Below are 22,761 nucleotides of genomic sequence, written 5' to 3' on the forward strand. Positions count from 1 at the left end.
CCGGCCGATCAGGGCGACGGGACATCAGGCGCCTCCAACGGCGCGAGCACCGACACCGTCAGATCGCGAGACGACAGGCGGCCGTCCGTACGCCTGCAATCGATCTGGCCGCTCTCGATTTTGGCGCCGAGCTTTGGCAGCAAATTGTTCCGCAGATCGCGCATCAGCTCGCAATCCCCCGCGCCCAATTTCGCGTAGCGCGACAGTTCAACGCTGCGCCATGCCGCCGGAAATGTTTCATCGAGCTGCTCGGCGTTCACTCTCATGCGCTTGAGCACTTTTTCGCTTCGTTCGCTCCTCGGCGGCGCTTCTGCCAGCGGCACGGGTGTCGCGGTGGCAATCGTGAACATGAGTTCCGACGATGCCCCTCCGCTGCAGCCTTGCACCCGGACCTGAGTGCTCTGGTGAGCCCCCAGATCGATCAGCATCTCCTTCAAGCGCTGCCCCAGGCTGAGACACTCGTAAGCCACACCGCGCTCCACGACTGTAAACAGGTGGCGCAGTTCCTGTTCCTTCCAGGTCGCCTGTATCGCTTCCGGGTTGTCGTCGGCACCGCTCGCCAGCGGCGTCAGCAGGCCGCCGCAAAGTAATATGACAAGGCGCAATCGCATGTGAGCCCTCCCATGACCCCGCTGCGAAGGATGTCACTCAGCTCTGCGGCTTGCCAGCGGGGGCGTCGGGTTTGGGGAGGGCGACCAGAGCGGAGACGGTCAGCTCGGGGGTTTGGGTCGTCAGTTGACGGGGGATGCAGCTGACGCGGTCGGTGACGATCTTCACCGAGAGCTTTGGCAGTACATGGTCGCGCAGGCCCTGCATGAGCTCGCAGTCGCCGGGCTCCAGGTCCAGCTTGCGGTCGCGTGACAGCTGGATGGTTTTCCATTCGGCCGGGAATGTTTCATCGAGCCTGGCAGAAGCCACGCCCAGGCGCTTGAGCAACTTCTCGCGGCTGGTGTTTGCTTCCGTTTTGGGAGCATCGGCGAGCGTCACGGGCGATGCGGTGGTGATGGTAACGAAGAAGTTGCGCGTCGGGCGGTTGGCGAAACAGCCTTGCGCCAGAACGCGCGTTTGCTCGTGCGCGCCCAGTGCACGCAGGATTCTTTCGAGCTTGGACTCGAAAGCATCGCAATCGTAGGCCGTGGTGAAGCCGGTGTAGTTGTAGCGAATCTCCTGCGTCTTCCAGGTCGCCTGAACCGGCGCTGAATCCTCGGCCGCACGGCTCGCGAGCGGCAGCAACAAGCCGCCGCACACAGCGGCGATCAACGATGCTTTCGATCCACTGGCTGCGACACGCATAGAAAATCTCCACATCCTGAGCCGGACTGCCTCGGGGGCGTACTGGTTGGACGAACGAGGCGACCGCATGTTCCCCGCCCGAGCCGACGCTGTCATGAAAAGTCGTCAATGGTCGAGCCGCCTCAGGTGAACTCGCGCCGCTGCTCCAACAGGAACGGCCGATCGATCTGCTCGGCATACAGCTCGATATCGCCTCGCGTGACGCCACACTCCGCGTAGTGCTTCTGCCAGTCATTCACGACCGCGACCACCTCACGCACCTGGTTGATCGCAGCATCCTTCTTCAGCGAGAACATCGCCGCCATCGACAGCGCATTCGCCAGCGTCGAATCGGCCTCCTCCTCGCCCACCCGCATCTGCTGAAAGCCCAGCGCCTGCCCGGAAGGCAGCACATCGTAGGCCGGGGACAACCGATACTGTTGCGCGTCGGTGGCGATCAACGCGTGGTTCTTTTCGTGATCGTCGGTGTTATCGATCAGAATGTTGAACACCATGCGACGAAACAATTCGTGCATGTCACGTTCGTTCTGGCCGCCTTCCACCACGCCGCGACGACGCAGCAGTTGCGCCAGCTCGGGGTAGCCGAAGCGTTCACCCGCTGCTCGCAACGCCACGCATGCCGATAAGCAGTGCAACCGCCTCCCGTGCTCACGATCGAAACGTTTGATCGCGACAGCGTGCCCGTCCGTCAACCGCACCGCCTGAGTCGGCGCAACCCGAATGTTTGCTTTCTGCGCGAGCAGCATGGACGCATGCTCGACCAGCGGAGTATCCGCCGGCTCGCCGTCGGCGAACTTGATCACCCACTGTTCCCCGGCAATATCGATGAGCGCCTTCGGACGCGCGCCGCCCAACGTCACGCCCGGAGAGATCAGACGCTTCTGCGCTTCGGGCACCGGCTCGTTGTCCTGCACCTTGCGGATCAGATCGTGAATGGTGTCGGTATCGTCCAGCGCCGGCAGCGGCCCGAGCGTGCGCGGGCGATATTCATCGGCGGATGTCGACACGCCGAGCGCCCCGAAGCGATCGTCGCCGGCGAAATACAAATATTCGAGCACCGACAACCGCGGCGGCTTGTCGAGAAAGCGAATGACGCGCTCGCCCCAACGATCCGGACGCGCATCGTCGACCGCGCCGATGGCGATGCCCGACTCGGTCGGCAGCAACTCGTCATCGATCAGCGGCAGATCTTCGCTCAACGGGAAGCCGTGCTGGAGCCATTCCGGCGCATAGCGCAGAGACACGCCGCGCGTGGTTCGCACCAAATGCAATTCGCCGATGAACACCGGCCGCGTTGGCTGAGTCACCAGCCAAAGAAACAACTGGTCGGTCGGTTTGTAAGCGATGGGCTTGCGAGCGGCGTTCACGAGCGCACCTGCTTCCCGCTTTTGCTCGCGCCACGTGCCAGGCGCGCTTCGACCGACGCCGCCGAACGCACCGCTCGACGTTTGAGCGCCCCGCGAACGTCGCTTTCCAGCGCGCCCTTATCCTCGGCCGGCGCGGCAATGGCCGGCAGTGCATTCACCCGCCCCATCAGCCACAGTGCGGTCACATAGATGCCCGCGCTGACGCCGGCGTCGCCGCGCTCCATCCGGATCAAGGTCGGCACCGAAATGCCCAGACGCTTGGCCCAGACACGTTGCGATTCCCGGCGTCGAACCCGGGCGATGGCCAGGTTTTCACCCAGAGCGCGCAATGCCTGGGCGGCCGCGGGCGGCAGGGTCTGCAGGGCTTGAGGGGTGCTTGGCATAACATAGAGTTTATCGATTAGGCGATTTTGGTCAACTCTATGTTAGTTCAGGCTCCGTGCCAGGACGCCGGGGAGCAGCCGGCCTTGGAATCGCCGGGGATCGCCCCCACCCCTGCCGTCTGTGCCCGAAAAACCACGACACGCATGACGCAAGCAGACGCGCCTCCGAACCTCGTCGAGGTTTTTCGCTCCCTGCGAATGCCCGACTGCGACCAGCAGACGCTGATCCTGTCGGCGGTGGGTATTCACTCCTGGACCGTAGTCCGCGGCGGCATGTTCGTCGTGGTGGTGCCGGAGGACTCGGCCGACCTCGCCCGCCATCACTTGCGCGAGGTAGCTCAGGAGGCCGTCGCGCCCGCCCTGCCCATGAAAGTCCCGAAGCCCCGACCGCGCGCCTGGCATGGCTCGGTGCTTTACGCGCTGGTGATGATCGCGGTGGCTTATGTGGCCGGCCGCCAATCGTTCGGTTTCGACTGGCTGGCCGTGGGCTCGCTGAATGGCGCGATCCCCAGCTCACAGGAATGGTGGCGCGTCGTGACCGCCCTGACGTTGCACGCCGACGTCGGACATTTGTTGAGCAATCTACTGTTCGGTGTCGTGCTTGGCTTCCTCGCCTCCCGCGCCGTGGGCGGTGGAGTCGCGTGGGGCGGCATTCTGCTCGGCGCGATGATGGGCAATGCGCTGGACGCGCTCTGGATGCCGGTGGAACAAAACTCAATCGGCGCCTCGACCGCGGTGTTCGCGGCGCTGGGCATGCTCAGCGCCTACGCCTGGATGCTCGAAAGCAGCGTCCACCTGCGTTGGGCCAAACGTTTCGGACCGCTGATCGCCGGCGTGATCCTGCTCGGCTTTCTTGGCGCGGGCGGCGAGCGCACCGACGTGGTCGCGCACGTGACTGGCTTCGCGAGCGGCTGTTTGCTAGGTCTGCTGCTCGGGAAGATTCCCGAGCAACGTTTCGAATCTCGCGCGCTGCAGTTGGCCACCGGCGCATGCAGCCTTGCGATCGTCGGGATCGCGTGGCTGCTGGCGCTGCGTTGAGCGCTATTCTTCCAGCTGGAAATTCAATCGCAGACGATAGCGCTGGTTCCTGCAGGCGCTGCTCATGACCATGGCGCTCACTGCTTTGACCGCGGCTTCGTCCAGGCGCGGTGACAGGCTGCTCGCCACCACTTTTGCCTCGGTGGGATTGCCGGCCTTGCCCGGCACGGTGAACTCGACCACCACCGGCCCCTGCTCGTCCAGCTGACGCGATTCCTGCGGATAGAAGTCCGAAATGTTGATGGTCTTCACCACTTCGTACTTGCAACCCTCTTTGGTATTGAGCGGCGGCAACGGCGGACGCGGCTTGCAGTCCGCTTCGAAGGTCGAAGCATTCACACCCTGCTCCGCCATGCTCGACACCACCGCGCGCAGCGTCTGCTTGAGCACCACGGCCTGCGCTTCGGTTTTCTGACGGCCCTGTGCGTCCGTGCCTTCGTACTGGATATAGGCCTTGCACTCGAGCTCCTGCTCCGAGCCGTTGGTGACGAACACCGTGCGCTTCAAACACGGCTTGTCGGTCTTGTCAGCGCCGCAGTACCGCGGCGTCTCGTCGCGAATCAACGTGTAGCTCCAACGGCCACCCTGCACTTCGAACGAATGACCGTCGGCCTCCTTCACGATGGGGCTGGGCGCAGGCGTGCCGCCCGCCGCGGGTGCAGGCGGCGCAGGTGTTCGATTCTTCGCTGCCGCCATGTGAGTGGAGCAATCCGCGGTCTTGCCGCCAGCGCCACCCTTGGTGCTGCGATAAGTTTCCAGCTGAGCATTGAAGCAGGCCGCCAGCCCCGCCAATTCATCTGCGGCGGAGTTATGCGAGGCGACATATTCCTCGAGGATTTTCTGGCGCGTCTGCTCGTCCTTGCCCACCTGTGCCTGGCTCGCGTCGCCCTTGATACAGCGCAGATACTCGCCCACGTCCTTATCGAGCTGCAGCAGGCCCTGGGTCGCCGTCTTCATCTCCTCTTCGGTGGCGGCAGCGCCGTCCGGAATGACCAGCTTGGTGTCCGGCCGCGTGCAGGCCGCATGCGCTGCGCCCAACGGCAGCGCCAGGGCGAGGAACGCGATCGCGTAGGCTGAGAGTCGCATATCCCATCTCGAAGCTTGTGATCGGCCGATTGTCCGCGATGCGCGCCACTCGCGCCAGCGGTCGCGAAGCCTTACCCTGGCGCTCATGAGCACGATCGCCCGTGTGGACATCGACGCCAGTGTGCGTCAGGCGTTGGCCGAAGACCTGGCGCCAACCGCGCTGTGGTCGCTGTTGCTCGACGTGTTCGAGCGCAGGGCTGCACAGCGCAGCCCAGCGATGGTTCGCCAGCAATGGGAGAGCGATCGCTTCGTGCAACCGTGCGCAATCGATCAGCGCACGCTGAACACGCTGGACGCGCATCTGCTCGCGGCTGCCGCGAATTTCGAGGCGCTGGAGCTGTCGCCGCTCGCCCCGTTGGCCGCATGCTCCTCAGTCGCGCTGACCAGCCAGAATCGGATTGTTTCCACGGCGCGCGGCAGCGAGATCGTCTCCGATCCCACCAACGTGCTCGCACTGGAATGCGCCCGGCGACTGCGAAGCGCGCCAGGCGCGGTGGTGAAACTCACCACCAGTCATCGTTGCGTACGCGCGCAACCTGTGCCGAAGCGTCCGGGATTCGCGGCGCACTTCCGCATGTTTTGTCTGGCCTCGGCGGCGCACGAACGCAAGGATCACGGCTTCGTCGCTGAAGCTTTGATCGAGCACATACGCACCCACATCGGGGCGCTCGACCGGTTGGAAAAGCATGGATATCAATTCCCGGATCGCTCTCTTCGCTTGCTCGCCACCCCCGAGCGCCGACATATTGCCGAGCGCATCGCCAGCGCAGTGCCGGAGATCCCGGCGACATTGCAAACACTCGAGCATCGCTACTATGACGGGTTGCGATTCATGCTCGATGCGGGAACACCGGACGGCAACCCCGTGCCATTGATCGACGGCGGCGCGTTCGACTGGTTGGGCAAGCTCACCGACAACCGGCGCATGGTCTTTGTCGCGAGCGCCATGGGCTCGCAACTCGCGGCACTCTTATTCCGCCGCGTCGCTTTGATAGCGTGATATTTCGGACCGCGCGCGGTCAGGCGCGCCGACGAAAGGGCGATGTGGTCGCACTCGCCGCTCGCTCGGCAGACAGAATCGTGTTGTGCAGGAGCATGGTCACCGTCATCTGACCGACGCCCCCCGGCACCGGCGTGATGTACGAAGCTTTTTCTTTGACGCCGTCGAAATCGACGTCGCCGACGATGCGGCCGTCCGGCAGACGATTGAAGCCCACGTCGATGACCACCGCGCCGGTCTTCACGATCTGCGGCACGATCAGATTCGGCACGCCGGCCGCGACCACCAGGATGTCGGCCAGCAGCGTGAAGTTGCCGAGGTCCACCGTCTTCTTGTGACAAATGACCACGGTCGCATCCTGCTGCATCAACATCAGCGCAGTGGGCTTGCCGACGATGTTGCTGGCGCCGACCACGACCACGTTGCGGCCCTCGACCGGAATGTTCTCGTGCTCCAGGATCTTCTGCACACCATAGGGCGTGCATGGCGAGAACACGGTGTTGCCAGTGACCAGGCCGCCCATGTTGTAGAGATGGAAGCCGTCGACGTCTTTCTCCACCGAGATCCGCTCCAGCACGCTCGACACCTTGATGTGCGCGGGCAGCGGCAACTGCACCAGGATGCCGTGGATGCTCGCGTCGTTGTTGAGGCGCTCGATGTGATCCAGCAATTCGGTCTCGCCGACCGTCGTGGGCAGCTCGATCAGCTCGGAGCGAATGCCGACTTCCTTGCAGCCGGCAATCTTGTTGCGAACGTAGGATTGTGACGCGGGATTGTCGCCGACCAGAATGACGGCCAGCGCCGGCGTGACGTTGTGACGAGAGCGCAGCACATCGACGCGACCGTGATATTCGGCTCGCAGCTTTCTGGCGATGGCCTTGCCGTCGATGATCTTCGCTGTCACTTCAATACCACTGTCTTGTTGCCGTTGGCGAACACGCGGCGCTCGGCGTGCCACTTCACGGCGCGATTCAACACGACGCTTTCGAGATCCGCGCCGATGCTCACCAGCTCTTCCGGCGTCATGGTGTGATCCACGCGCGCCACTTCCTGCTCGATGATCGGACCTTCGTCCAGATCCGTGGTTACGTAGTGCGCCGTGGCGCCGATCAGCTTCACGCCGCGCGCGTGCGCCTGGTGATAGGCCTTCGCGCCCTTGAAGCCCGGCAGAAATGAATGATGAATGTTGATGGCGCGACCAGCGAAATATTCGCAGGCGGTAGGCGTGAGAATCTGCATGTAACGCGCCAGCACCAGCAGCTCGCCATCCACTTTCTCGAACAGCTCGATGATGCGCCGTTCCTGTTCGGCCTTGCGGCCGTCGAGCACCGGCAGATAGTGATAAGGCACACCGTGCCATTCGCTCAGGCTGCGCATGTCCTGATGATTGGAGACCACGGCCACCACCTCGATGGGCAGGGTGCCGGTGCTCCACCGATGCAACATGCTGTTGAGACAGTGCCCGTGTTTGGACACCGCCAGTACCGCGCGGCACTTGCGCCGCGCCTCATGAAACTTCCAGCGCATTCCGAAACGCTGCGCGACCGAGCGGGCGAAGTCTTCGTCCAGTTGCTGCAGCGGCGGCGTGCCCTGGCCGTTGTCGTGAAACACCGTGCGCATGAACGAGGTGTCCGAGATCGGATCGTCGTAATGCTGCGCTTCGGTGATCAAACAATTGTGAGACGCCAGGAAGCCGGCCACGGCCGCCACCACACCGGTGGTGTCGGGACAGGCCGTGGTCAGGACCATGCTCGGCGGCTTCTCCACCCCGGGACCTCGGCCCGTACCCGGAGCTACAGCGCGGGACAGGGCAGTGACGTTCGCGGGGTTCGAGCCATCGGACATGGTCATCTCCTGTGCGGGCGGCGATCCCGCCACTTGCCGCGGCGGGACCGTGCCGTCGTTTAGTACATACGGCGGTCCCGCCGCCGCAGGCGGCGGGACCTGTCCCGTTGTTTAATAACGGTAATGGTCGGGCTTGTACGGTCCAGCCTTGTCCACGCCGATGTACTTGGCCTGCTCGTCGGTCAAGGTCGTGAGCTTCACGCCCAGCTTGGCCAACTGCAGACGCGCCACCTTCTCGTCCAGGTGCTTGGGCAGCACATAGACGCCGATGGGGTACTTCGCCGTGTTGGTGAACAGCTCGATCTGCGCCAGGGTCTGGTTGGCGAAGGAAGAGCTCATCACGTACGAGGGATGACCGGTCGCGCAGCCCAGGTTAACCAGGCGACCCTCGGCCAGCAGGATGATGCGCTTGCCGTCCGGGAAGATGATGTGATCGACCTGCGGCTTGATGTTTTCCCACTGGTACTGCTTGAGCGCGGCCACGTCGATTTCGTTGTCGAAGTGACCGATGTTGCAGACGATGGCGTTGTTCTTCATCTGCTTCATGTGCTCGTGGGTGATCACATGGAAGTTGCCGGTGGTTGTCACGAAGATGTCGCCGAGCGCGGCGGCGTCTTCCATGGTCACGACGCGATAACCTTCCATCGCCGCCTGCAGCGCGCAGATCGGGTCGATCTCGGTGATCCAGACGGTCGCCGACAGCGCGCGCAGCGCCTGCGCCGAGCCCTTGCCCACGTCACCGTAGCCGCACACTACCGCGACCTTGCCGGCGATCATCACGTCGGTGGCGCGCTTGATGCCGTCCACCAGCGATTCTCGGCAGCCATAGAGGTTGTCGAACTTGCTCTTGGTGACCGAATCGTTGACGTTGATGGCCGGGAACGCGAGCTTGCCTTCCTTCGCCATCTGATACAGACGCTTGACGCCGGTGGTGGTCTCTTCGGTCACGCCCTTCACCTGCTTCAGGCGGGTCGAATACCACTTCGGATCGACCTTGAGCTTGGCCTTGATGGCGTTGAACAGGCAGGTCTCTTCTTCGCTGCCCGGATTGTTCAACACGCTGCTATCGCTTTCCGCGCGCGTGCCCAGATGCAGCAGCAACGTGGCGTCGCCGCCGTCGTCGAGGATCATGTTGGAATAGCCACCGTCCGGCCAATCGAAGATGCGGTGGGTGTAATCCCAGTACTCATCCAGCGACTCGCCCTTGTACGCGAACACCGGCGTGCCCTTGGCCGCGATCGCGGCTGCGGCGTGATCCTGCGTCGAGAACACGTTGCACGACGCCCAGCGCACCTGCGCGCCGAGCGCTTGCAGCGTCTCGATGAGCACGGCGGTCTGGATGGTCATGTGCAGGGAGCCGGTGATGCGGGCTCCTTTCAGCGGCTGGGATTTGGCGAACTCTTCGCGAATGGCCATCAGACCGGGCATTTCGGTCTCGGCGATCAGGATCTCCTTGCGGCCCCAATCGGCCAGGCTCAGATCGGCAACGTGAAAATCACCATTGGATGCAGACTTGGCGACTGCGCTCATACATTTCTCCGTCAGGTTGGAGGGCGCCGTTGCCTTTAAGGCCGTGCGAATCGAGCCTGGCAGGTCGAAGGCAGAACGCCTGAGCTGCTGCAGCGCCCCTCGATTCGCGGGAAAGGGATTCTAACAGAAGCGCGGGGCTGGACGGATCCGCCCAGCCCCGCATTCGAGACGAATACAGTCTATTCGTTCAACCGTTGGCAGCGCGCTTGCCGCCCGCTTCGGACGCCAGCAGCTCGGCCTTGTCGGTCTTTTCCCAGGTGAATTCCGGCTCCCGGCGGCCGAAGTGGCCGTAGGCGGCGGTCTTTTGATAGATCGGCCGCAGCAGGTCGAGCATCTGGATGATGCCTTTGGGCCGCAGATCGAAGTGCTGAGCCACCAGCTCCTCCAGCCGCTCGTCGGACACTTTGCCGGTGCCGAACGTGGTCACCATGATGCTGGTGGGCCGTGCCACGCCGATGGCGTAAGACACCTGCACCTGCGCCTTGGTGGCCAGGCCCGAGGCGACGATGTTCTTGGCCACGTAACGCGCGGCGTAAGCCGCCGAGCGATCGACCTTCGAAGGATCCTTGCCGGAGAACGCGCCGCCGCCGTGCGGAGCCGCGCCGCCGTAGGTGTCGACGATGATCTTGCGGCCAGTCAGGCCGGCGTCGCCCTGCGGACCGCCGACCACGAAGCGGCCGGTGGGATTGATCAGATAGTTCACCTTCTTGCCGATCATTTCCTTCGGCAGCACCGGCTTCACGATCTCTTCGATCACCGCCTCGGACAGCTGCTTGTGCTCGATGTCCGGGTGATGCTGGGTGGACAGCACCACGGTGTCGATTTCCTTCGGCTTGCCCTCGACATAACGAATCGTGACCTGCGACTTGGCGTCCGGGCGCAGCCAGGGCAGCTTGCCGTTCTTGCGCAGCTGCGCCTGACGCTCGACCAGACGATGCGACAGATAGATCGGCAGCGGCATCAGCTCGGGGGTTTCGTCGCAGGCGAAACCGAACATCAGGCCCTGATCGCCGGCGCCCTGGTCCAGATCGATGCCGCGGCCTTCATCCACGCCCTGCGCGATGTCCTGCGACTGCTTGCCATATGCGACCAGCACCGAGCAGCCCTTGTAGTCGATGCCGTAGTCGGTGTTGTCGTAGCCGATGCGCTGGATGGTGTCGCGGGCCACGGCCTGGAAATCGACCACGGCGCCGGTGGTGATCTCGCCTGCGAGCACGACCAGGCCGGTGGTGCACAGGGTCTCGGCGGCTACGCGGGAATATTTGTCCTGCGCCAGGATGGCGTCGAGCACGGCGTCCGAAATCTGGTCGGCCACTTTGTCCGGATGGCCTTCGGAGACCGATTCGGAAGTAAACAAAAAGCTGTTGCTGCTCATCAAGAAGGTCCTATAGGCGGCGAAACTGAATGCTAACCCGCGGGCGGCGCCAATGGCGTGCCGAAGTTTTCCCGATAGCGACTGGCGAATTCGTCGCTGGTGAACCGATGGTTCTGCGTCCCGCGAGATTCGATTTTGATGGCCCCCAGCAGCGAGGCGATCCGGCCCGTGGTTTCCCAGTCCCGGCCATGTAGCAGGCCATGTAACAGGCCGGCCCGATAGGCGTCGCCACAGCCGGTCGGATCCACCACCTTGGCTCGGGCGGGCGGAATGGCGATCTCCCGCTCGCGCGTGTGGATCACCGAGCCTTCGGCGCCGCGAGTCACGATCAGCGCCTGCACGTGCTCGAGGATTTGGGCTTCATTCCAGCCGGTGCGCTGCTGCACCACCTGCCATTCGTAATCGTTCAACGCGAGGTAAGTGGCCTGCGTGATAAAGGTCTTCAAGTGTTCGCCGTCGAACAGGGGCATGGCCTGACCGAGGTCGAAAATAAAAGGAATGCCAGCGGCGGCGAACTGCGCGGCGTGGCGGATCATGCCTTCGCGGCCGTCCGGCGCGACGATGCCGACCTTGATGCGACGTTCCGCGCCGTGCGCCTCCGCCACGTCGTTGACATGCGACTGTTGCATGGCGCCGGGATGGAACGCCCAGATCTGATTGTCGTCCAGATCCGTGGTCACAAACCCCTGCGCGGTGTGCTCGGACTCGATGACCCGTACGTAATCGGTGGGGATGCCGTTGTCGCTCATCCACTGCAGGTACAAGCCGGCATCGCGGCCGACCGTGGCCATGAGGTATCCAGTATCGCCCAGCAATTTGAGGTTATAGGCGATGTTGCCGCCGCAGCCGCCGAACTCGCGGCGCATCTGAGGCACCAGGAACGACACGTTCAGCATGTGGATCTTGTCCGGCAGGATGTGATTCCGGAACCGGTCCTCGAACACCATGATGGTGTCGAAGGCCACCGAGCCACAGATCAAGGCGTGCTGCGTCAAACGTCGTTTCTCCTGAGATCGCCGTCAACCGGGGGTGCCGAGCATCACGAACGGCCGCACGGGGCGGCTGGCGACGGAACCCCCTGGCGAGCGAGCAATTGTAAACCAAGGGGCGCGCCACGCGGCGAAATCCACCGGGCCTGTGAGTCTTTTTGCCTCGGCCGGGCCATCGGGATGAACCTGTAGGACGGTTCAAGCGTTAACGCAGCTACCAAGGCGGGGTCCCGCCCAGGGGAGTGACGGATTGATCAACGTGGAGCCTCGCAACCGCTTCCATCGCTCGGGTTCCGCCGAGGCGTCGCAGGACGACGACGCCTCCGCCGAGCTGTTGGCCAACAATTTGACGCGCACCGAAGCCCAGCAGGCCTCCATTCTCATCGTCGAGGACGAGGGCATCGTGGCGCAGGACCTGATGGAAGCGCTGACCCGCCTCGGCTATCGCATCAGTGGCGTGGCCAGCGAAGGCACTCAGGCGGTGGCCATGGCCACTCAACTGCGGCCCGAGCTGGTGGTCATGGACGTGAGCCTGCGTGGCGACATCGACGGCATCCAGGCGGCGCGCATGATGCAAGAGCAGTCGCAGGTGCCGATCATTTTTCTCACCGGTCATCGCGACAGCGAAACTCTGCAGCGCGCGGTGCTGACCGGACCGCTGGGCTATCTGATCAAGCCGTTCCAGGAAGACGAACTGCGCTGTGCGATCGAGGTCGCCATCCACAAACATCGGGCGGAGCTCGCCGTGCGCGAGCGCGAAGAAGCGCTGCGCCGGAACGCCGAGTTGTTACAGAATCTGTCGCTGATCGACGAGCTCACCCAGCTGCGCAACCGTCGCGGCTTTTTCGATCTGGCCCAGCAAGCGCTGAAGGTCGCGCAGCGCGAGCACTACGCCATGGGCGTGTTCTTCATGGATTTGAACGGCCTGAAGCGCATCAACGACACGCTCGGCCATCAGGCCGGCGACCAGGCGCTGCGTGACACTGCCGACGTCCTGCGCGATACGTTCCGCAGCTCCGACATCCTGGCGCGGATCGGCGGTGATGAATTCGTCGCCATGGCCCACGTGCACTCGACTCAGGATCTGCACGCCTTGAGCGGGCGGTTGCGTGAGCACCTGACGCTGTTCAACCAGGCTCGACGGCGGCCCTATCTCTTGAACATCAGCGTCGGCAAGACGCTGGTCGACATCCCCACCGAAGAAAATCTCGAATCGCTGCTGGCGCGCGCCGATGCCGCCATGTACGAAGAAAAGCGCGCCATTTCCGGCCGCCGCTGATGCCAGGCGGCGCGTCGCGCCGCTCGCACGAGCTATCATGAGCGCCCCAATTCGCGCCTCATGAGATCCGCCGATGTCGAATGCCGCTGCCGCCGACGATCCAGCACGGTGGCTGGAGTCCGTTGCCGCTGACGAGCCGGGGCGTCCGCTGCTGGAAACCGCGGCGGGCGGGGTGCTCAGCTATGGTCAGATGGCGGCGCTCACCCGCCGGCTTGCCTCCTGCCTCGCCTCGCTGCAGGTGGCGCCCGGCGATCGGGTCGTGGCGCAGGTCGAGAAATCGCCCGAAGCGGTTGCGTTGTATCTGGCCTGTCTGCAACTCGGCGCGGTGTTCGTGCCCCTCAACACCGCTTATACCTTCGCCGAGCTCGAGTACTTTCTAGGTGACGCCGCACCCACGCTCGCGGTGGTCCGCCCCGCCGATCGAGAGCGGATCCAGCAATTCGCCGGCCGTTGCGGCGTGAAACACGTGGAAACATTGGACGAGCACGGTGGTGGCTCGCTGCTGCAGATCGAGACATCGACTCCAGCGCCGAGCGCGCAGTATCACGCCCCGTCAGCGCTCGCGGCTTTGCTCTATACATCGGGCACCACCGGCCGCTCCAAGGGCGCGATGCTGACCCGGGCCAATCTGGCTTCCAACGCACTGACACTGGCACAGGCCTGGCAGTTCACACGCCAGGACGTTTTGCTACATGCACTGCCGATCTTCCACGTGCACGGTCTGTTCGTCGCCATCAACACCGTGCTCGCGTCGGGCAGCTCCATGCTGTTCCTGCCGAAGTTCGACGCCGAACAGGTGGTTCGACTGCTCCCACGCGCCAGCGTGATGATGGGCGTGCCCACCTTCTATACGCGGCTATTACAACATCCGGCGCTGAGCCGGGAGCTGGTGGCCAACATGCGCTTGTTTGTTTCCGGGTCGGCGCCGCTGCTGGCGGAGACACATCGCGAATTTCAGTCGCGCACCGGGCATGCCATCCTGGAACGGTACGGCATGAGCGAGACGCTCATGAACACCTCCAACCCCTACCAGGGCGAGCGCATCCCGGGCTCCGTCGGACCGGCGCTGCCCGGCGTGGAAGTGCGCATCGCCGATCCCGAAACAGGCGCGGTGCTCACCGCGCCCGACGCCATCGGCATGATCGAAGTTCGCGGCCCGAATGTCTTCTCCGGCTACTGGCGCATGCCGGAAAAAACCGCGGCCGAATTTCGACCGGACGGCTTTTTCATCACCGGCGATCTCGGCAAGCGCGATGCTCGCGGGTATGTCTATATCGTCGGGCGCGGCAAGGATCTCATCATCACCGGCGGCTACAACGTTTATCCCGTCGAGGTGGAGCTGGAGATCGACGCGCTGCCTGCCGTGATCGAAAGCGCCGTGATCGGAGTTCCGCACGCGGACTTCGGCGAGGCCGTCACTGCTGTCGTGGTGGCCAAGCAAGGCGCCGCGTTCGAGGAAGCAGCGGTGCGCGGGGCGCTCGAGCAGCGCCTTGCCAAATTCAAAGTCCCCAAGCGCATCGTGGTGGTGGACGAGCTGCCTCGTAACACCATGGGCAAGGTGCAGAAGAGCGCGCTGCGCGAACGTTTCCGCGATCTATATCGATAAGTCTTGTTGATTCATTTCGGAGTGCCTCTATGACCGCCACCATGATCGACGGCCGCGCCGTCGCCGAACGACTGCGCGAGCGGGTCGCTGCTCGCACCGCCGAGCTGGCCGCTGCAGGCCTGGTGCCCGGCCTGGCGGTGGTGCTGGTCGGTGACGACCCGGCAAGCCACGTGTACGTCGGCAGCAAGACCAAACAGGCGGCCGCAGCCGGCCTGAGACATCTGGATCATCGCTTGCCGGCCACCACGGGCACTGCCGAACTGATCGCGCTGGTCGAGAAATTGAATGCGCAGCCCGACGTGCATGGCATTCTCGTGCAACTGCCTCTGCCTGCCGGCGTGGACAGCGCAGCGGTACTGGCGGCCATCGATCCGGCCAAAGATGTCGATGGCTTTCACGCGGTGAACGCCGGAAGGCTCGCACTCGGTCAGGACGCTACCGTTCCCTGCACTCCGCTGGGCTGCCTGATTCTGATTCGTGAAGTCACGCGGGAGCTGGCCGGCAAGCGCGCACTGATCGTGGGTCGCTCGAACATCGTCGGCAAGCCGATGGCTCAGCTGCTACTACAAAACGATTGCACGGTGACCATTGCGCATTCACGGACGCGCGACCTGCCGCAGCTGTGTCGGGAAGCCGAGATTCTGGTGGCCGCCATCGGCCGGCCCAAGGCCATCGCCGGCGACTGGATCCGCCCGGGAGCCATCGTGATCGACGTCGGCATCAATCGCATCGCCGGCGCGGACGGCAAGAGCAAACTCGTGGGCGATGTGGACTTCGAAGGCGCGCTGGCGCATGCGGGCGCGATCACGCCGGTGCCGGGCGGCGTCGGCCCGATGACCATTGCCTGCCTGCTGATGAACACGGTCAACGCGGCGATCCGCTCGCGCGCCGGGGCGGCCGGTGCGTTGATCAGCGTGTCTTAATCAGGCGCTAACAAAATGCGCAGCCCAAGGCTGCGCATTTACTGAACGCCATCTCACCGGCCACACGGCCGGTAAGAAATATTTACTCAGCGTCGGCTTCTTCTTCGACGTTGCCGATGGTGGCCGACAGCTTGTCGATGATGGAATACAGCGAGACGCGCTCCGACTGACTCAACGACAGCAGCATGTCTGCCTGGCGCTTACGCGCCACCGGTAGCACCGCCTTGTACAACGCAGCGCCTTTGGGCGTGATCGACACCATCACCGGCGCGGCCAGCGCTTCGGTGGAGCGCGAGCTGCGATCCTTGATCGTCTTGGTCTTGGTGAGCCCGCGATTGGCCATCACGCGCAGCGTGCGACTCACCTGCCCCTTGTCCATGCCGCTGCGGGCGGTGACTTCGGAGAAGCGCATCGGCGCGAAGCGCGCCACCAGCGCCAGCAGCCGCCATTCCGGCAGGCTCAGTTCGAAGGCCTCCAGATACGGCTTGGTGAGATTGGTGCGCAGGGCGTTCGACAGGCGCGTCAATCGGAACGTGAGGAAGTCTTCCACGTTCAAATGCGAGCCGCTGCTCGACACCGCGGTCCAGGGAGAGGATGTTTTGGTTGACCGCTGACGCGGCTTCTTCTGCGGAGCTTTCACTTACGTGCCGATTCGGTCGTTGCCGAGGAAATTAGGTGGACGCGGATTCTGCCGTAAGCAATCGCGCTTGAATAGAACATTGCGTCGGATCCTGCGCGTTTGCGCGTTATGAAAACAAAATTGCAACGCTGAACGCGGCGGTAATGTTTCTGCGCGAGAATTTGCCGTGTTTTCTGGGTTCATCGATTGCTCGAACATGGCTGACTCGCGTGACAAATTTTGTCCATTCGTTACATGCCACACGCGCATCCGCCTGTTTATACGCCTGGCGACGCAAGTGACGTTTATCGACCACGCGAGCAACGCGCGCTTGCGCGAAAAAAACTGGTGCGGCCATATGAACGGACTGCTATGTTCCGCCGCGCTCCGTGGAGCGCTCCGATGCCACAATTAGAAGCCCAAGCCCGCGTTCTCGAAGAGTGGTTCCGGTTGCCGGAATCGCGTCGCTTGCACGCCACCGACGCAGTGGCGTTCGCGTTCAGGCTGCTCCAGGACCGACCGGACATGTTCGCGCGCCATCGCGGGCGCGCGCAGGTCGATCACGAGCTGATCGTCGATTGGTTGTTGCCGTATCTGAACAGACAGGCCAGTTAGCAGGCGAAGCAGCAGGCCAACGGGCCGCAGGGCCCGCGCCCTCAGGCGCCCTGCAGGGCCTGGCTGATGCCGCTCACGGTGGCCAGCAGCGCCGCCTGCAACTGCCGATCTTCCCGTTTGCCGGCGCGCCAGCGCCGTAACAGATCCACTTGCACCAGGTGCATCGGATCGATGTACGGGTTACGCAGCAGAATCGAACGTTGCACGGTCGAGGCGCCGTCCAGCAGCTGAGCGCAACGGCGAATCTGCAGGATCTGCTGCTTGGTGAGCTCGTACTCGGCGCGCAGCGCCGGTATGAAGCGCCGATATCTTTCCTCCACCAGCTGTTCGTAAGCGCGCGCAATCTCCAGATCGGCGCGCGCCAGCGACAGCTCGACGTCGTCGACCAGATTGGTGAAGAAGAACCAGTTTTCGTACATGTCGCGCAACGCCGCTGCGCCCAGCGTGCGCTCCGCCAGCGCCAGCGCCGAGCCGGCGCCGAACCAGCCCGGCATCATGTAACGACACTGCGACCAGGCATGCCACCAGGGAATGGAGCGTAATGCCGCGATCCCGACGCGCTCCAGTCGCGATACCGGCCTCGAGCCGATCTGCATGCGTTCGACCACGTCGATGGGCGTGAGCTGGCAGAAAAACTCGTGAAATTCAGCATCGTCGAACACCAGGCCGCGATACACGCGCGAGCTTTCCTTGGCCAGCAGTTCCATCGCCTCCCGCCATGCCGGCTCGGCGCGCTCCGGCGGCATGACTCCAGCGCGTGACAACGACAATGCGTTGAATGCCTGCTCGAACACTCGCAGCGCTATCGGACGCAGGCCGTATTTTTCATTGATCAGCTCGCCCTGCTCGGTGATGCGCAGACGGCCGCGACGTGCGCCGTCCGGGCCGCTCCTGACCAGCACTTCGGTGCGACCGCCGCCCCGATCGATGCCCTCGGCCTGTCCGTGAAACAGTGTCAAGTCGATGCCGGCCGCGTCGGCGGCGGCAAACAACGATTCCTGCGCCTGCCGGATCAGCCAGCGCGAACGCACGATGCCGCTTTCCTTGTTGCTGGCGGAGTAGCCGATCATCACGTACTGGTGATTGGCGCGCCCTTGCAAGTGACGTCGATAGACCGGCTCGTCGAACAGCTGCCGCATCACGGCGCCACAGCGTTGCAGAGACTCGGCGGATTCGAACATCGGCGCCACGTCGGTGGGCACATCGCCAGTGCGCCGGTCGGCGGTATCGGCCCAGCGAGCCAGCAGCAGCACCGACAGCACGTCGTCGATGCCCTGGGTCTGGCTCACCACATAAGCGCCGATTGCGTCGTCACCATAGCGGTGCCGGTTGTGCGCCAGGGCCTCGAGCACCCAGAGGCTGCGTTTGCCAGCGGCGTCCAGCACGTTGGTGGGCCCTTCGTCGCGCTCGAGCGCGGCTCGCAGCCGGGCCGCGCGCTCAGCGCTGTCGCGCTTCGGCCAGTCGGGATCGTTGAACCCCTGTGCGATAACGGCGCGATGCGCGGCCGCGTTCTGACGGATATCCAAGGTCGCCAGGTGAAAACCGAAGGTGCGTATGCGCCGGATCAGACGACGCACCTGGAACAGACCGGCGTGTTCGCCCTTGTTGGCACGCAGGCTGTCGGCGATCAGATTGATGTCGCCGAGGAATTCGTTGGCGCTCTCGTAATGATTGGCCCGGCCTTCATAGGTGGCGCGCAAGCGCTCCTGCACCTGTGCCAGAAACACTCGATACGGCATGCGGTCGTGGCGCGCGGGTGTCAGGCTGCCGCCTGAATGCAACAGCATCGAATATTGCTCGATGCGCGCCGACAGCTCCGGGCTCACGCCGACGCGCGAGGCGCTTTGCGACAGCGACTCCGCCAGCGATCTGCATTCCAGGAAATAGTTGTTGACGATGATCTGCTGGTGACGCGCGATGGTCTCGCGCAAGGTCTTGGCGTGCACGTCCGGATTGCCGTCCATGTCGCCGCCGACCCAGGAGCCGAAGCGGAGGATCTCCGGCACTTCACGCTCCCGCGCCTCCGGCCCGTAAGCCTGTTCGAGCGCCGCTTCGATTTCTTCGTAGAAGCTCGGCACGATCTTGTAGAGCACTTCGGCGATGAAGAACAGCACGTGCTCGCGCTCGTCGGCGACCGTGAGCCGCTCGCGCGAGTTCTCCGCAGTCTGCCAGCCCGAGGTGATCTCGTTGCGAATGCGATCCCAGAGCACGCGTGTTTCGTTGGCCGTGCCCGGCAGCCCGATCCGTTTCAACAACAGCTGCGCAATCTTCTGCTGTTTGCGCAGGATGGTGCGACGGGTGGATTCGGTGGGATGCGCGGTGAACACCGGCTCGATCCACATCTGCAGCAGCAGGCGACGCACGTCTTCCAGCGACAGGCCGTGCTCCTTGAGCTTATTGACGGCCTCTATGACGCCGCTCGGCTGGGTCTTGCCTTCGTTGAAATATTGGCGACGACGGCGGATGCGGTGCACCTTCTCCGCCATGTTGACCATCTCGAACCAGGTCGAGAACGCGCGCACCAGATCGCGGGCCAGCTCCGGCGGCACGTTGCGGGTCTGCTCGGCCAGCTCGCGGGCGCATTCCTTGTCGCCTTCACGACGCGCAATGGCGTTCTGCCGGTCGCTTTCCACGGCCTCGAACAGGGCATCGCCGCCCTGCTCGCGAATGACTTCGCCGACCAGCGCGCCGAGCATGTGCACGTCTTCCCGTAGCTCGGCGTCTTTTTGCGGAAAGCTGATGTCGGAGCGAGGCATGGGCCGCGAAGTCTATTACGAAACTCGGGATCGGGCATCCTGCCACGAGCCGAGTGCGAGCCAGCCAATGGCGGCTCGTCGATACGGCAGCGTCAGGCAACCCGGGCGGGGAAGGTCTTGAGCAGCGACTGCTTGCAGCTCGAACACGCGCCAGGCTCGAGACGCGGCAAGCTGCTGTCGGCCGTGATCGCCAGCAATCGCTGAGCGTCCTCGATTTCCTCCCACGCTCCCAGACGAACCTGGATGCGACGACACCACATGCAGCTGCGCAGACTGCGTCGATCGCGCGGATACGACGGATCCAGCAACGCCACGGCCGCGCGAGTCTCGCTCCACACCGGCTCGCAGACGTGACGGATCGAGCCGTCGCTCAGCGGGGACATTTCGATATCGATCAGGCGCCGTTCATCGGCGCGATCGGCGCGCATGGGAACGAACACGCTGCCGCCTGAGCCGCGCACGCGGCTGTAGAGCAATTCCCACAGCTGCCGCACCACCCCGTCTGGAATGCGATCCCAGATCGGCCGGCCGATGACGTTCGGCAGGTCGGGCGCTCCGCCACGCACGGGCGCGACGAAGCGGCACCAGGCAGCATTGACGAACACGATGCGGTCCAGCGCATCGATGATGTACACGGGGCGGACATCGTTGGAATCGTTGACCATAAAGCGATCACGGCCGCGGGAGACTTCGACGATGGATGGACCGCCGCCGTGACCGTTCCATCATCGGCGGGCAGTCAGAGCCGGCCCATGAGGCTGGCCCTGAATGGCGCCCTAGCCCGAGCGCGCTATCCGGCTGATACGATCTCCACCTCACATTGCGTGTGTGACGCAGCTAACGCCCGTGCTGCCGGCCACGCTCCCGACGAGATCGATTATGACCCTGACAGGACAGATTGCGGTGTTTCTGAGCGCCACGGTGCTGGCGGTGCCGTTGTTCCGACGTTTGCGGCTGAGCTCCATCCTGGGGTATCTGGCGGCCGGCGTGGCCATCGGTCCGTTCGGCCTGGCGGTGATCGACGACGCCGAAGGCGTGATGCACATCGCCGAATTCGGCGTGGTGCTGCTGCTGTTCGTCATCGGCCTGGAATTGCAGCCCTCGCGACTGCGCGCGTTGCGACGTTCTATTTTCGGCTTGGGCCTGGCGCAAGTTGCTGTCAGCACGCTGGTGTTCACGAGCATCGCGCATCTGTTCGGACTGTCGATGAATGCCGCGTTGGTCACCGGCTTCGCGCTGTCGCTCTCATCCACACCGCTGGTCCTGCAAATGCTCGCCGAACGTCGCGAGCTGAACACCAAGCACGGCCGTTCGGCGTTCGCGATTCTGTTGTTTCAAGACATCGCGGTGATGCCGGCACTGGCCATCCTGCCTTTGCTCGGCACGACCGCCGCCACTCAGTCGCTGGGCGTGACGGTGCTTCATGCGATCAAAGGGCTGGGCGTGCTGGCGCTGCTGGTATTCGGCGGCCGCTATGTGCTGCGCCCGGTGTTGCGTTTTGTCGCCGAAACGAAAGCGCCCGAGGCGTTCACCGCCGCCGCGCTGCTGGTGGTAATCGGCACCGCGCTGCTGATGAACGGGGTCGGCATGTCCATGGCGCTCGGCGCGTTCGTCGCCGGCCTGCTGCTCGCCGAGAGCGAATATCGTCACCAGCTGGAAGCCGACATCGAGCCGTTCAAAGGTCTGCTGCTCGGGTTGTTTTTCATCTCGGTGGGCATGACGACCAACCTCAGCCTGTTGCGCGAACATCCGCTGTTGATCGCCGCCCTGGTGCTTGGCCTGCACCTGATCAAGGCCGGCCTGTTGTGGGGCATCGCGCGTGTGGCCAGGTTGCCGGCGCGCCATGCCTCGCCACTTGCGGTATCGCTCGCCCAGGGCGGCGAATTCGGCTTCGTGCTGTTCTCGCTCGCCGTCGGTGCCGGCGTCATGGAACAAAGCCTGGCGCAACTGCTGGTAATCGTCGTGACCATTTCCATGGCGAGTACGCCGTTGCTCATCAAGCTGCACGGCGCATTCATCGAGCCGCGCTTGAACAAGGACGAAGCGGCTCGCGATTTCGACTTCATCGACGATCAGAACAGCCGCGTGCTGATTGCGGGCTTCGGTCGCGTCGGTCAGATCATCGGTCGCGTATTGCGCATGCGGCGCATCTCGTTCACCGCGCTGGAGTCGAGCGTCGCGCAAGTGGACTTCGTGCGCCGGTTCGGCATCAAGGTGTACTACGGCGATCCGTCGCGTCTGGAATTGTTACAGGCCGCCGGCGCGTCGCGAGCCGAGATCTTCGTGCTGGCCATGGACGACATCGATGCGTCGGTGCGCACCGCCGAGCTCATCAAGAAACATTTCCCGCATCTGAAGGTGCTGGCGCGAGCGCGGAATCGTCAGCACGCCCTCAAGCTCATGGACCTGGGGGTTCGTTATTTCGTGCGCGAGACCTATTTCTCGAGCCTCGAACTGGCCCGGAACACATTGGAGGCGCTCGGGCTGTCGCGCGCGGACGCCGAAGAAAGCATCCGTCGTTTCGACATTCACGATCGCAAACTGCTGGCGCAGCAGTTGCTGGCGGGTGACGACGAGCAGAAACTCATTCAGTCCGCGCAGCAGGCGGCACGCGAGCTGGAAGGTCTGTTTGAAGAGGACGTGCGAGGCGCGGAGCCGGTGGGCGCCGCCGAGGGAAAGAATCAGGCAACGGCTTGAACGGTGCGCGAATAGGCGGCTTGCATCAGCGCTTCGATCGCCTTTTCGGCGCGTGGCGCGAGCAGCAGCCGCAATGTGACATCGTTGGAAGGCCGGGAAGGATCGTCGATCAGGATCTGTTCGATGAAGCGGGTGACGCGATGCTGGATTTCGTTGATGAACCGCAGCTTGACGGCGTCGATGTTCTGCTGTCCGCCCGGTGCATAGAAATTGCGGGCCTCGAGCGTGAGCTCGTACATGAAGTGCGCCATGAAGCGCGCCTGCTCCAGCGACGACAGCTCCGAGAAGTTGCGAATCTCCGATTCGATGTTCATAGAGGTTCCCTGAACATGATCGCGGCCTGCCCGGCGGGAGGCAAGG

General features: G+C 63.7%; 22 protein-coding genes and 1 riboswitch. Of the genes, 7 read left to right on the forward strand and 15 right to left on the reverse strand.

Going from position 1 to position 22,761, the window contains the following annotated elements; genetic code table 11:
• Positions 1-8 precede the first annotated feature (8 nt).
• The 4 genes from JM946_RS21365 to JM946_RS21380 all read right to left on the reverse strand — a co-directional run bounded on the left by JM946_RS21365 (position 9) and on the right by JM946_RS21380 (position 3,043).
• Entirely contained in the window at positions 9-611 is a 603-nt protein-coding gene (locus JM946_RS21365; protein ID WP_203169406.1) for a hypothetical protein, read from the reverse strand.
• Between the two features lie 37 nt (positions 612-648).
• On the reverse strand, positions 649-1,293 hold the full coding sequence (locus tag JM946_RS21370) for a hypothetical protein (RefSeq protein WP_203169407.1): 645 nt from the start codon (positions 1,291-1,293) through the stop codon (positions 649-651).
• 122 nt (positions 1,294-1,415) lie between these two features.
• Positions 1,416-2,660, reverse strand: a complete 1,245-nt coding sequence (locus JM946_RS21375) for a type II toxin-antitoxin system HipA family toxin (protein WP_203169408.1) — start codon at positions 2,658-2,660, stop codon at positions 1,416-1,418.
• Positions 2,657-3,043: a helix-turn-helix domain-containing protein gene (locus JM946_RS21380; protein WP_203169409.1), complete on the reverse strand. Its 387-nt coding sequence runs from the start codon at positions 3,041-3,043 to the stop codon at positions 2,657-2,659. Before JM946_RS21380 ends, JM946_RS21375 begins: the two co-directional genes overlap by 4 nt.
• A gap of 144 nt (positions 3,044-3,187) precedes the next feature.
• Here JM946_RS21380 and JM946_RS21385 point away from each other — a divergent pair, with 144 nt between their 5' ends.
• A complete protein-coding gene (locus JM946_RS21385; protein ID WP_203169410.1) occupies positions 3,188-4,081 on the forward strand; it encodes a rhomboid family intramembrane serine protease in 894 nt (297 codons plus the stop codon).
• A 3-nt stretch (positions 4,082-4,084) separates the two neighbouring features.
• On the opposite strand, the gene JM946_RS21390 is transcribed toward JM946_RS21385, so the two are convergent.
• Positions 4,085-5,167, reverse strand: a complete 1,083-nt coding sequence (locus tag JM946_RS21390; RefSeq protein WP_203169411.1) for an energy transducer TonB — start codon at positions 5,165-5,167, stop codon at positions 4,085-4,087.
• Between the two features lie 85 nt (positions 5,168-5,252).
• Between JM946_RS21390 and JM946_RS21395 the strand changes: the two genes are divergently transcribed.
• Positions 5,253-6,167, forward strand: coding sequence for a hypothetical protein (locus JM946_RS21395; RefSeq protein ID WP_203169412.1), 915 nt, complete (start codon positions 5,253-5,255; stop codon positions 6,165-6,167).
• 19 nt (positions 6,168-6,186) lie between these two features.
• On the opposite strand, the gene folD is transcribed toward JM946_RS21395, so the two are convergent.
• The 5 genes from folD to JM946_RS21420 all read right to left on the reverse strand — a co-directional run bounded on the left by folD (position 6,187) and on the right by JM946_RS21420 (position 11,864).
• Positions 6,187-7,071 (reverse strand): bifunctional methylenetetrahydrofolate dehydrogenase/methenyltetrahydrofolate cyclohydrolase FolD, encoded by an 885-nt coding sequence (gene folD, locus JM946_RS31350; protein WP_203169413.1) that lies wholly within the window; start codon positions 7,069-7,071, stop codon positions 6,187-6,189.
• Positions 7,068-7,916, reverse strand: a complete 849-nt coding sequence (gene purU, locus JM946_RS21405) for a formyltetrahydrofolate deformylase (RefSeq protein WP_203169857.1) — start codon at positions 7,914-7,916, stop codon at positions 7,068-7,070. Before purU ends, folD begins: the two co-directional genes overlap by 4 nt.
• Before the next feature lie 207 nt (positions 7,917-8,123).
• The gene (gene ahcY, locus JM946_RS21410) at positions 8,124-9,542 is read right to left on the reverse strand and encodes an adenosylhomocysteinase (RefSeq protein WP_203169414.1); all 1,419 of its coding nucleotides are present in this window, start codon (positions 9,540-9,542) and stop codon (positions 8,124-8,126) included.
• 14 nt (positions 9,543-9,556) lie between these two features.
• Positions 9,557-9,649, reverse strand: a riboswitch (S-adenosyl-L-homocysteine riboswitch).
• 80 nt (positions 9,650-9,729) lie between these two features.
• On the reverse strand, positions 9,730-10,917 hold the full coding sequence (gene metK, locus JM946_RS21415) for a methionine adenosyltransferase (protein WP_203169415.1): 1,188 nt from the start codon (positions 10,915-10,917) through the stop codon (positions 9,730-9,732).
• Positions 10,918-10,949: 32 nt separating this feature from the next.
• A complete protein-coding gene (locus tag JM946_RS21420) occupies positions 10,950-11,864 on the reverse strand; it encodes a carbohydrate kinase family protein (RefSeq protein ID WP_203169858.1) in 915 nt (304 codons plus the stop codon).
• Between the two features lie 301 nt (positions 11,865-12,165).
• Between JM946_RS21420 and JM946_RS21425 the strand changes: the two genes are divergently transcribed.
• The 3 genes from JM946_RS21425 to JM946_RS21435 all read left to right on the forward strand — a co-directional run bounded on the left by JM946_RS21425 (position 12,166) and on the right by JM946_RS21435 (position 15,714).
• On the forward strand, positions 12,166-13,185 hold the full coding sequence (locus JM946_RS21425; protein WP_322110968.1) for a diguanylate cyclase domain-containing protein: 1,020 nt from the start codon (positions 12,166-12,168) through the stop codon (positions 13,183-13,185).
• 73 nt (positions 13,186-13,258) lie between these two features.
• Positions 13,259-14,791, forward strand: a complete 1,533-nt coding sequence (locus tag JM946_RS21430; protein WP_203169417.1) for a malonate--CoA ligase — start codon at positions 13,259-13,261, stop codon at positions 14,789-14,791.
• A gap of 29 nt (positions 14,792-14,820) precedes the next feature.
• Complete coding sequence (locus JM946_RS21435) at positions 14,821-15,714, forward strand: bifunctional 5,10-methylenetetrahydrofolate dehydrogenase/5,10-methenyltetrahydrofolate cyclohydrolase (RefSeq protein WP_203169418.1); 894 nt, start codon at positions 14,821-14,823, stop codon at positions 15,712-15,714.
• 82 nt (positions 15,715-15,796) lie between these two features.
• On the opposite strand, the gene JM946_RS30615 is transcribed toward JM946_RS21435, so the two are convergent.
• A complete protein-coding gene (locus JM946_RS30615; RefSeq protein ID WP_203169419.1) occupies positions 15,797-16,354 on the reverse strand; it encodes a MarR family winged helix-turn-helix transcriptional regulator in 558 nt (185 codons plus the stop codon).
• A gap of 106 nt (positions 16,355-16,460) precedes the next feature.
• Positions 16,461-16,691, reverse strand: a complete 231-nt coding sequence (locus tag JM946_RS21445; protein WP_203169420.1) for a hypothetical protein — start codon at positions 16,689-16,691, stop codon at positions 16,461-16,463.
• A gap of 44 nt (positions 16,692-16,735) precedes the next feature.
• On the opposite strand from JM946_RS21445, the gene JM946_RS21450 reads away from it, so the two are divergent.
• Positions 16,736-16,948 carry a hypothetical protein gene (locus JM946_RS21450; protein ID WP_203169421.1) on the forward strand — a complete coding sequence of 71 codons (213 nt, stop codon included), beginning with the start codon at positions 16,736-16,738 and terminating at the stop codon, positions 16,946-16,948.
• Positions 16,949-16,989: 41 nt separating this feature from the next.
• Here the strand turns inward: JM946_RS21450 and JM946_RS21455 are convergent, their stop codons facing one another.
• Together JM946_RS21455 and JM946_RS21460 are read right to left on the reverse strand one after the other, a co-directional pair.
• Positions 16,990-19,704: a phosphoenolpyruvate carboxylase gene (locus JM946_RS21455; protein ID WP_203169422.1), complete on the reverse strand. Its 2,715-nt coding sequence runs from the start codon at positions 19,702-19,704 to the stop codon at positions 16,990-16,992.
• 92 nt (positions 19,705-19,796) lie between these two features.
• Positions 19,797-20,369 (reverse strand): nitrogen regulation protein NR(II), encoded by a 573-nt coding sequence (locus JM946_RS21460; protein WP_203169423.1) that lies wholly within the window; start codon positions 20,367-20,369, stop codon positions 19,797-19,799.
• 214 nt (positions 20,370-20,583) lie between these two features.
• On the opposite strand from JM946_RS21460, the gene JM946_RS21465 reads away from it, so the two are divergent.
• On the forward strand, positions 20,584-22,401 hold the full coding sequence (locus tag JM946_RS21465) for a monovalent cation:proton antiporter-2 (CPA2) family protein (protein WP_203169424.1): 1,818 nt from the start codon (positions 20,584-20,586) through the stop codon (positions 22,399-22,401).
• Here JM946_RS21465 and JM946_RS21470 read toward each other — a convergent pair.
• Positions 22,386-22,715, reverse strand: coding sequence for a hypothetical protein (locus tag JM946_RS21470; protein WP_203169425.1), 330 nt, complete (start codon positions 22,713-22,715; stop codon positions 22,386-22,388). The genes JM946_RS21465 and JM946_RS21470 overlap by 16 nt on opposite strands.
• Positions 22,716-22,761 lie beyond the last annotated feature (46 nt).

Origin of the sequence: Steroidobacter gossypii (assembly GCF_016801985.1) — a bacterium.
Lineage (GTDB): Bacteria > Pseudomonadota > Gammaproteobacteria > Steroidobacterales > Steroidobacteraceae > Steroidobacter > Steroidobacter gossypii.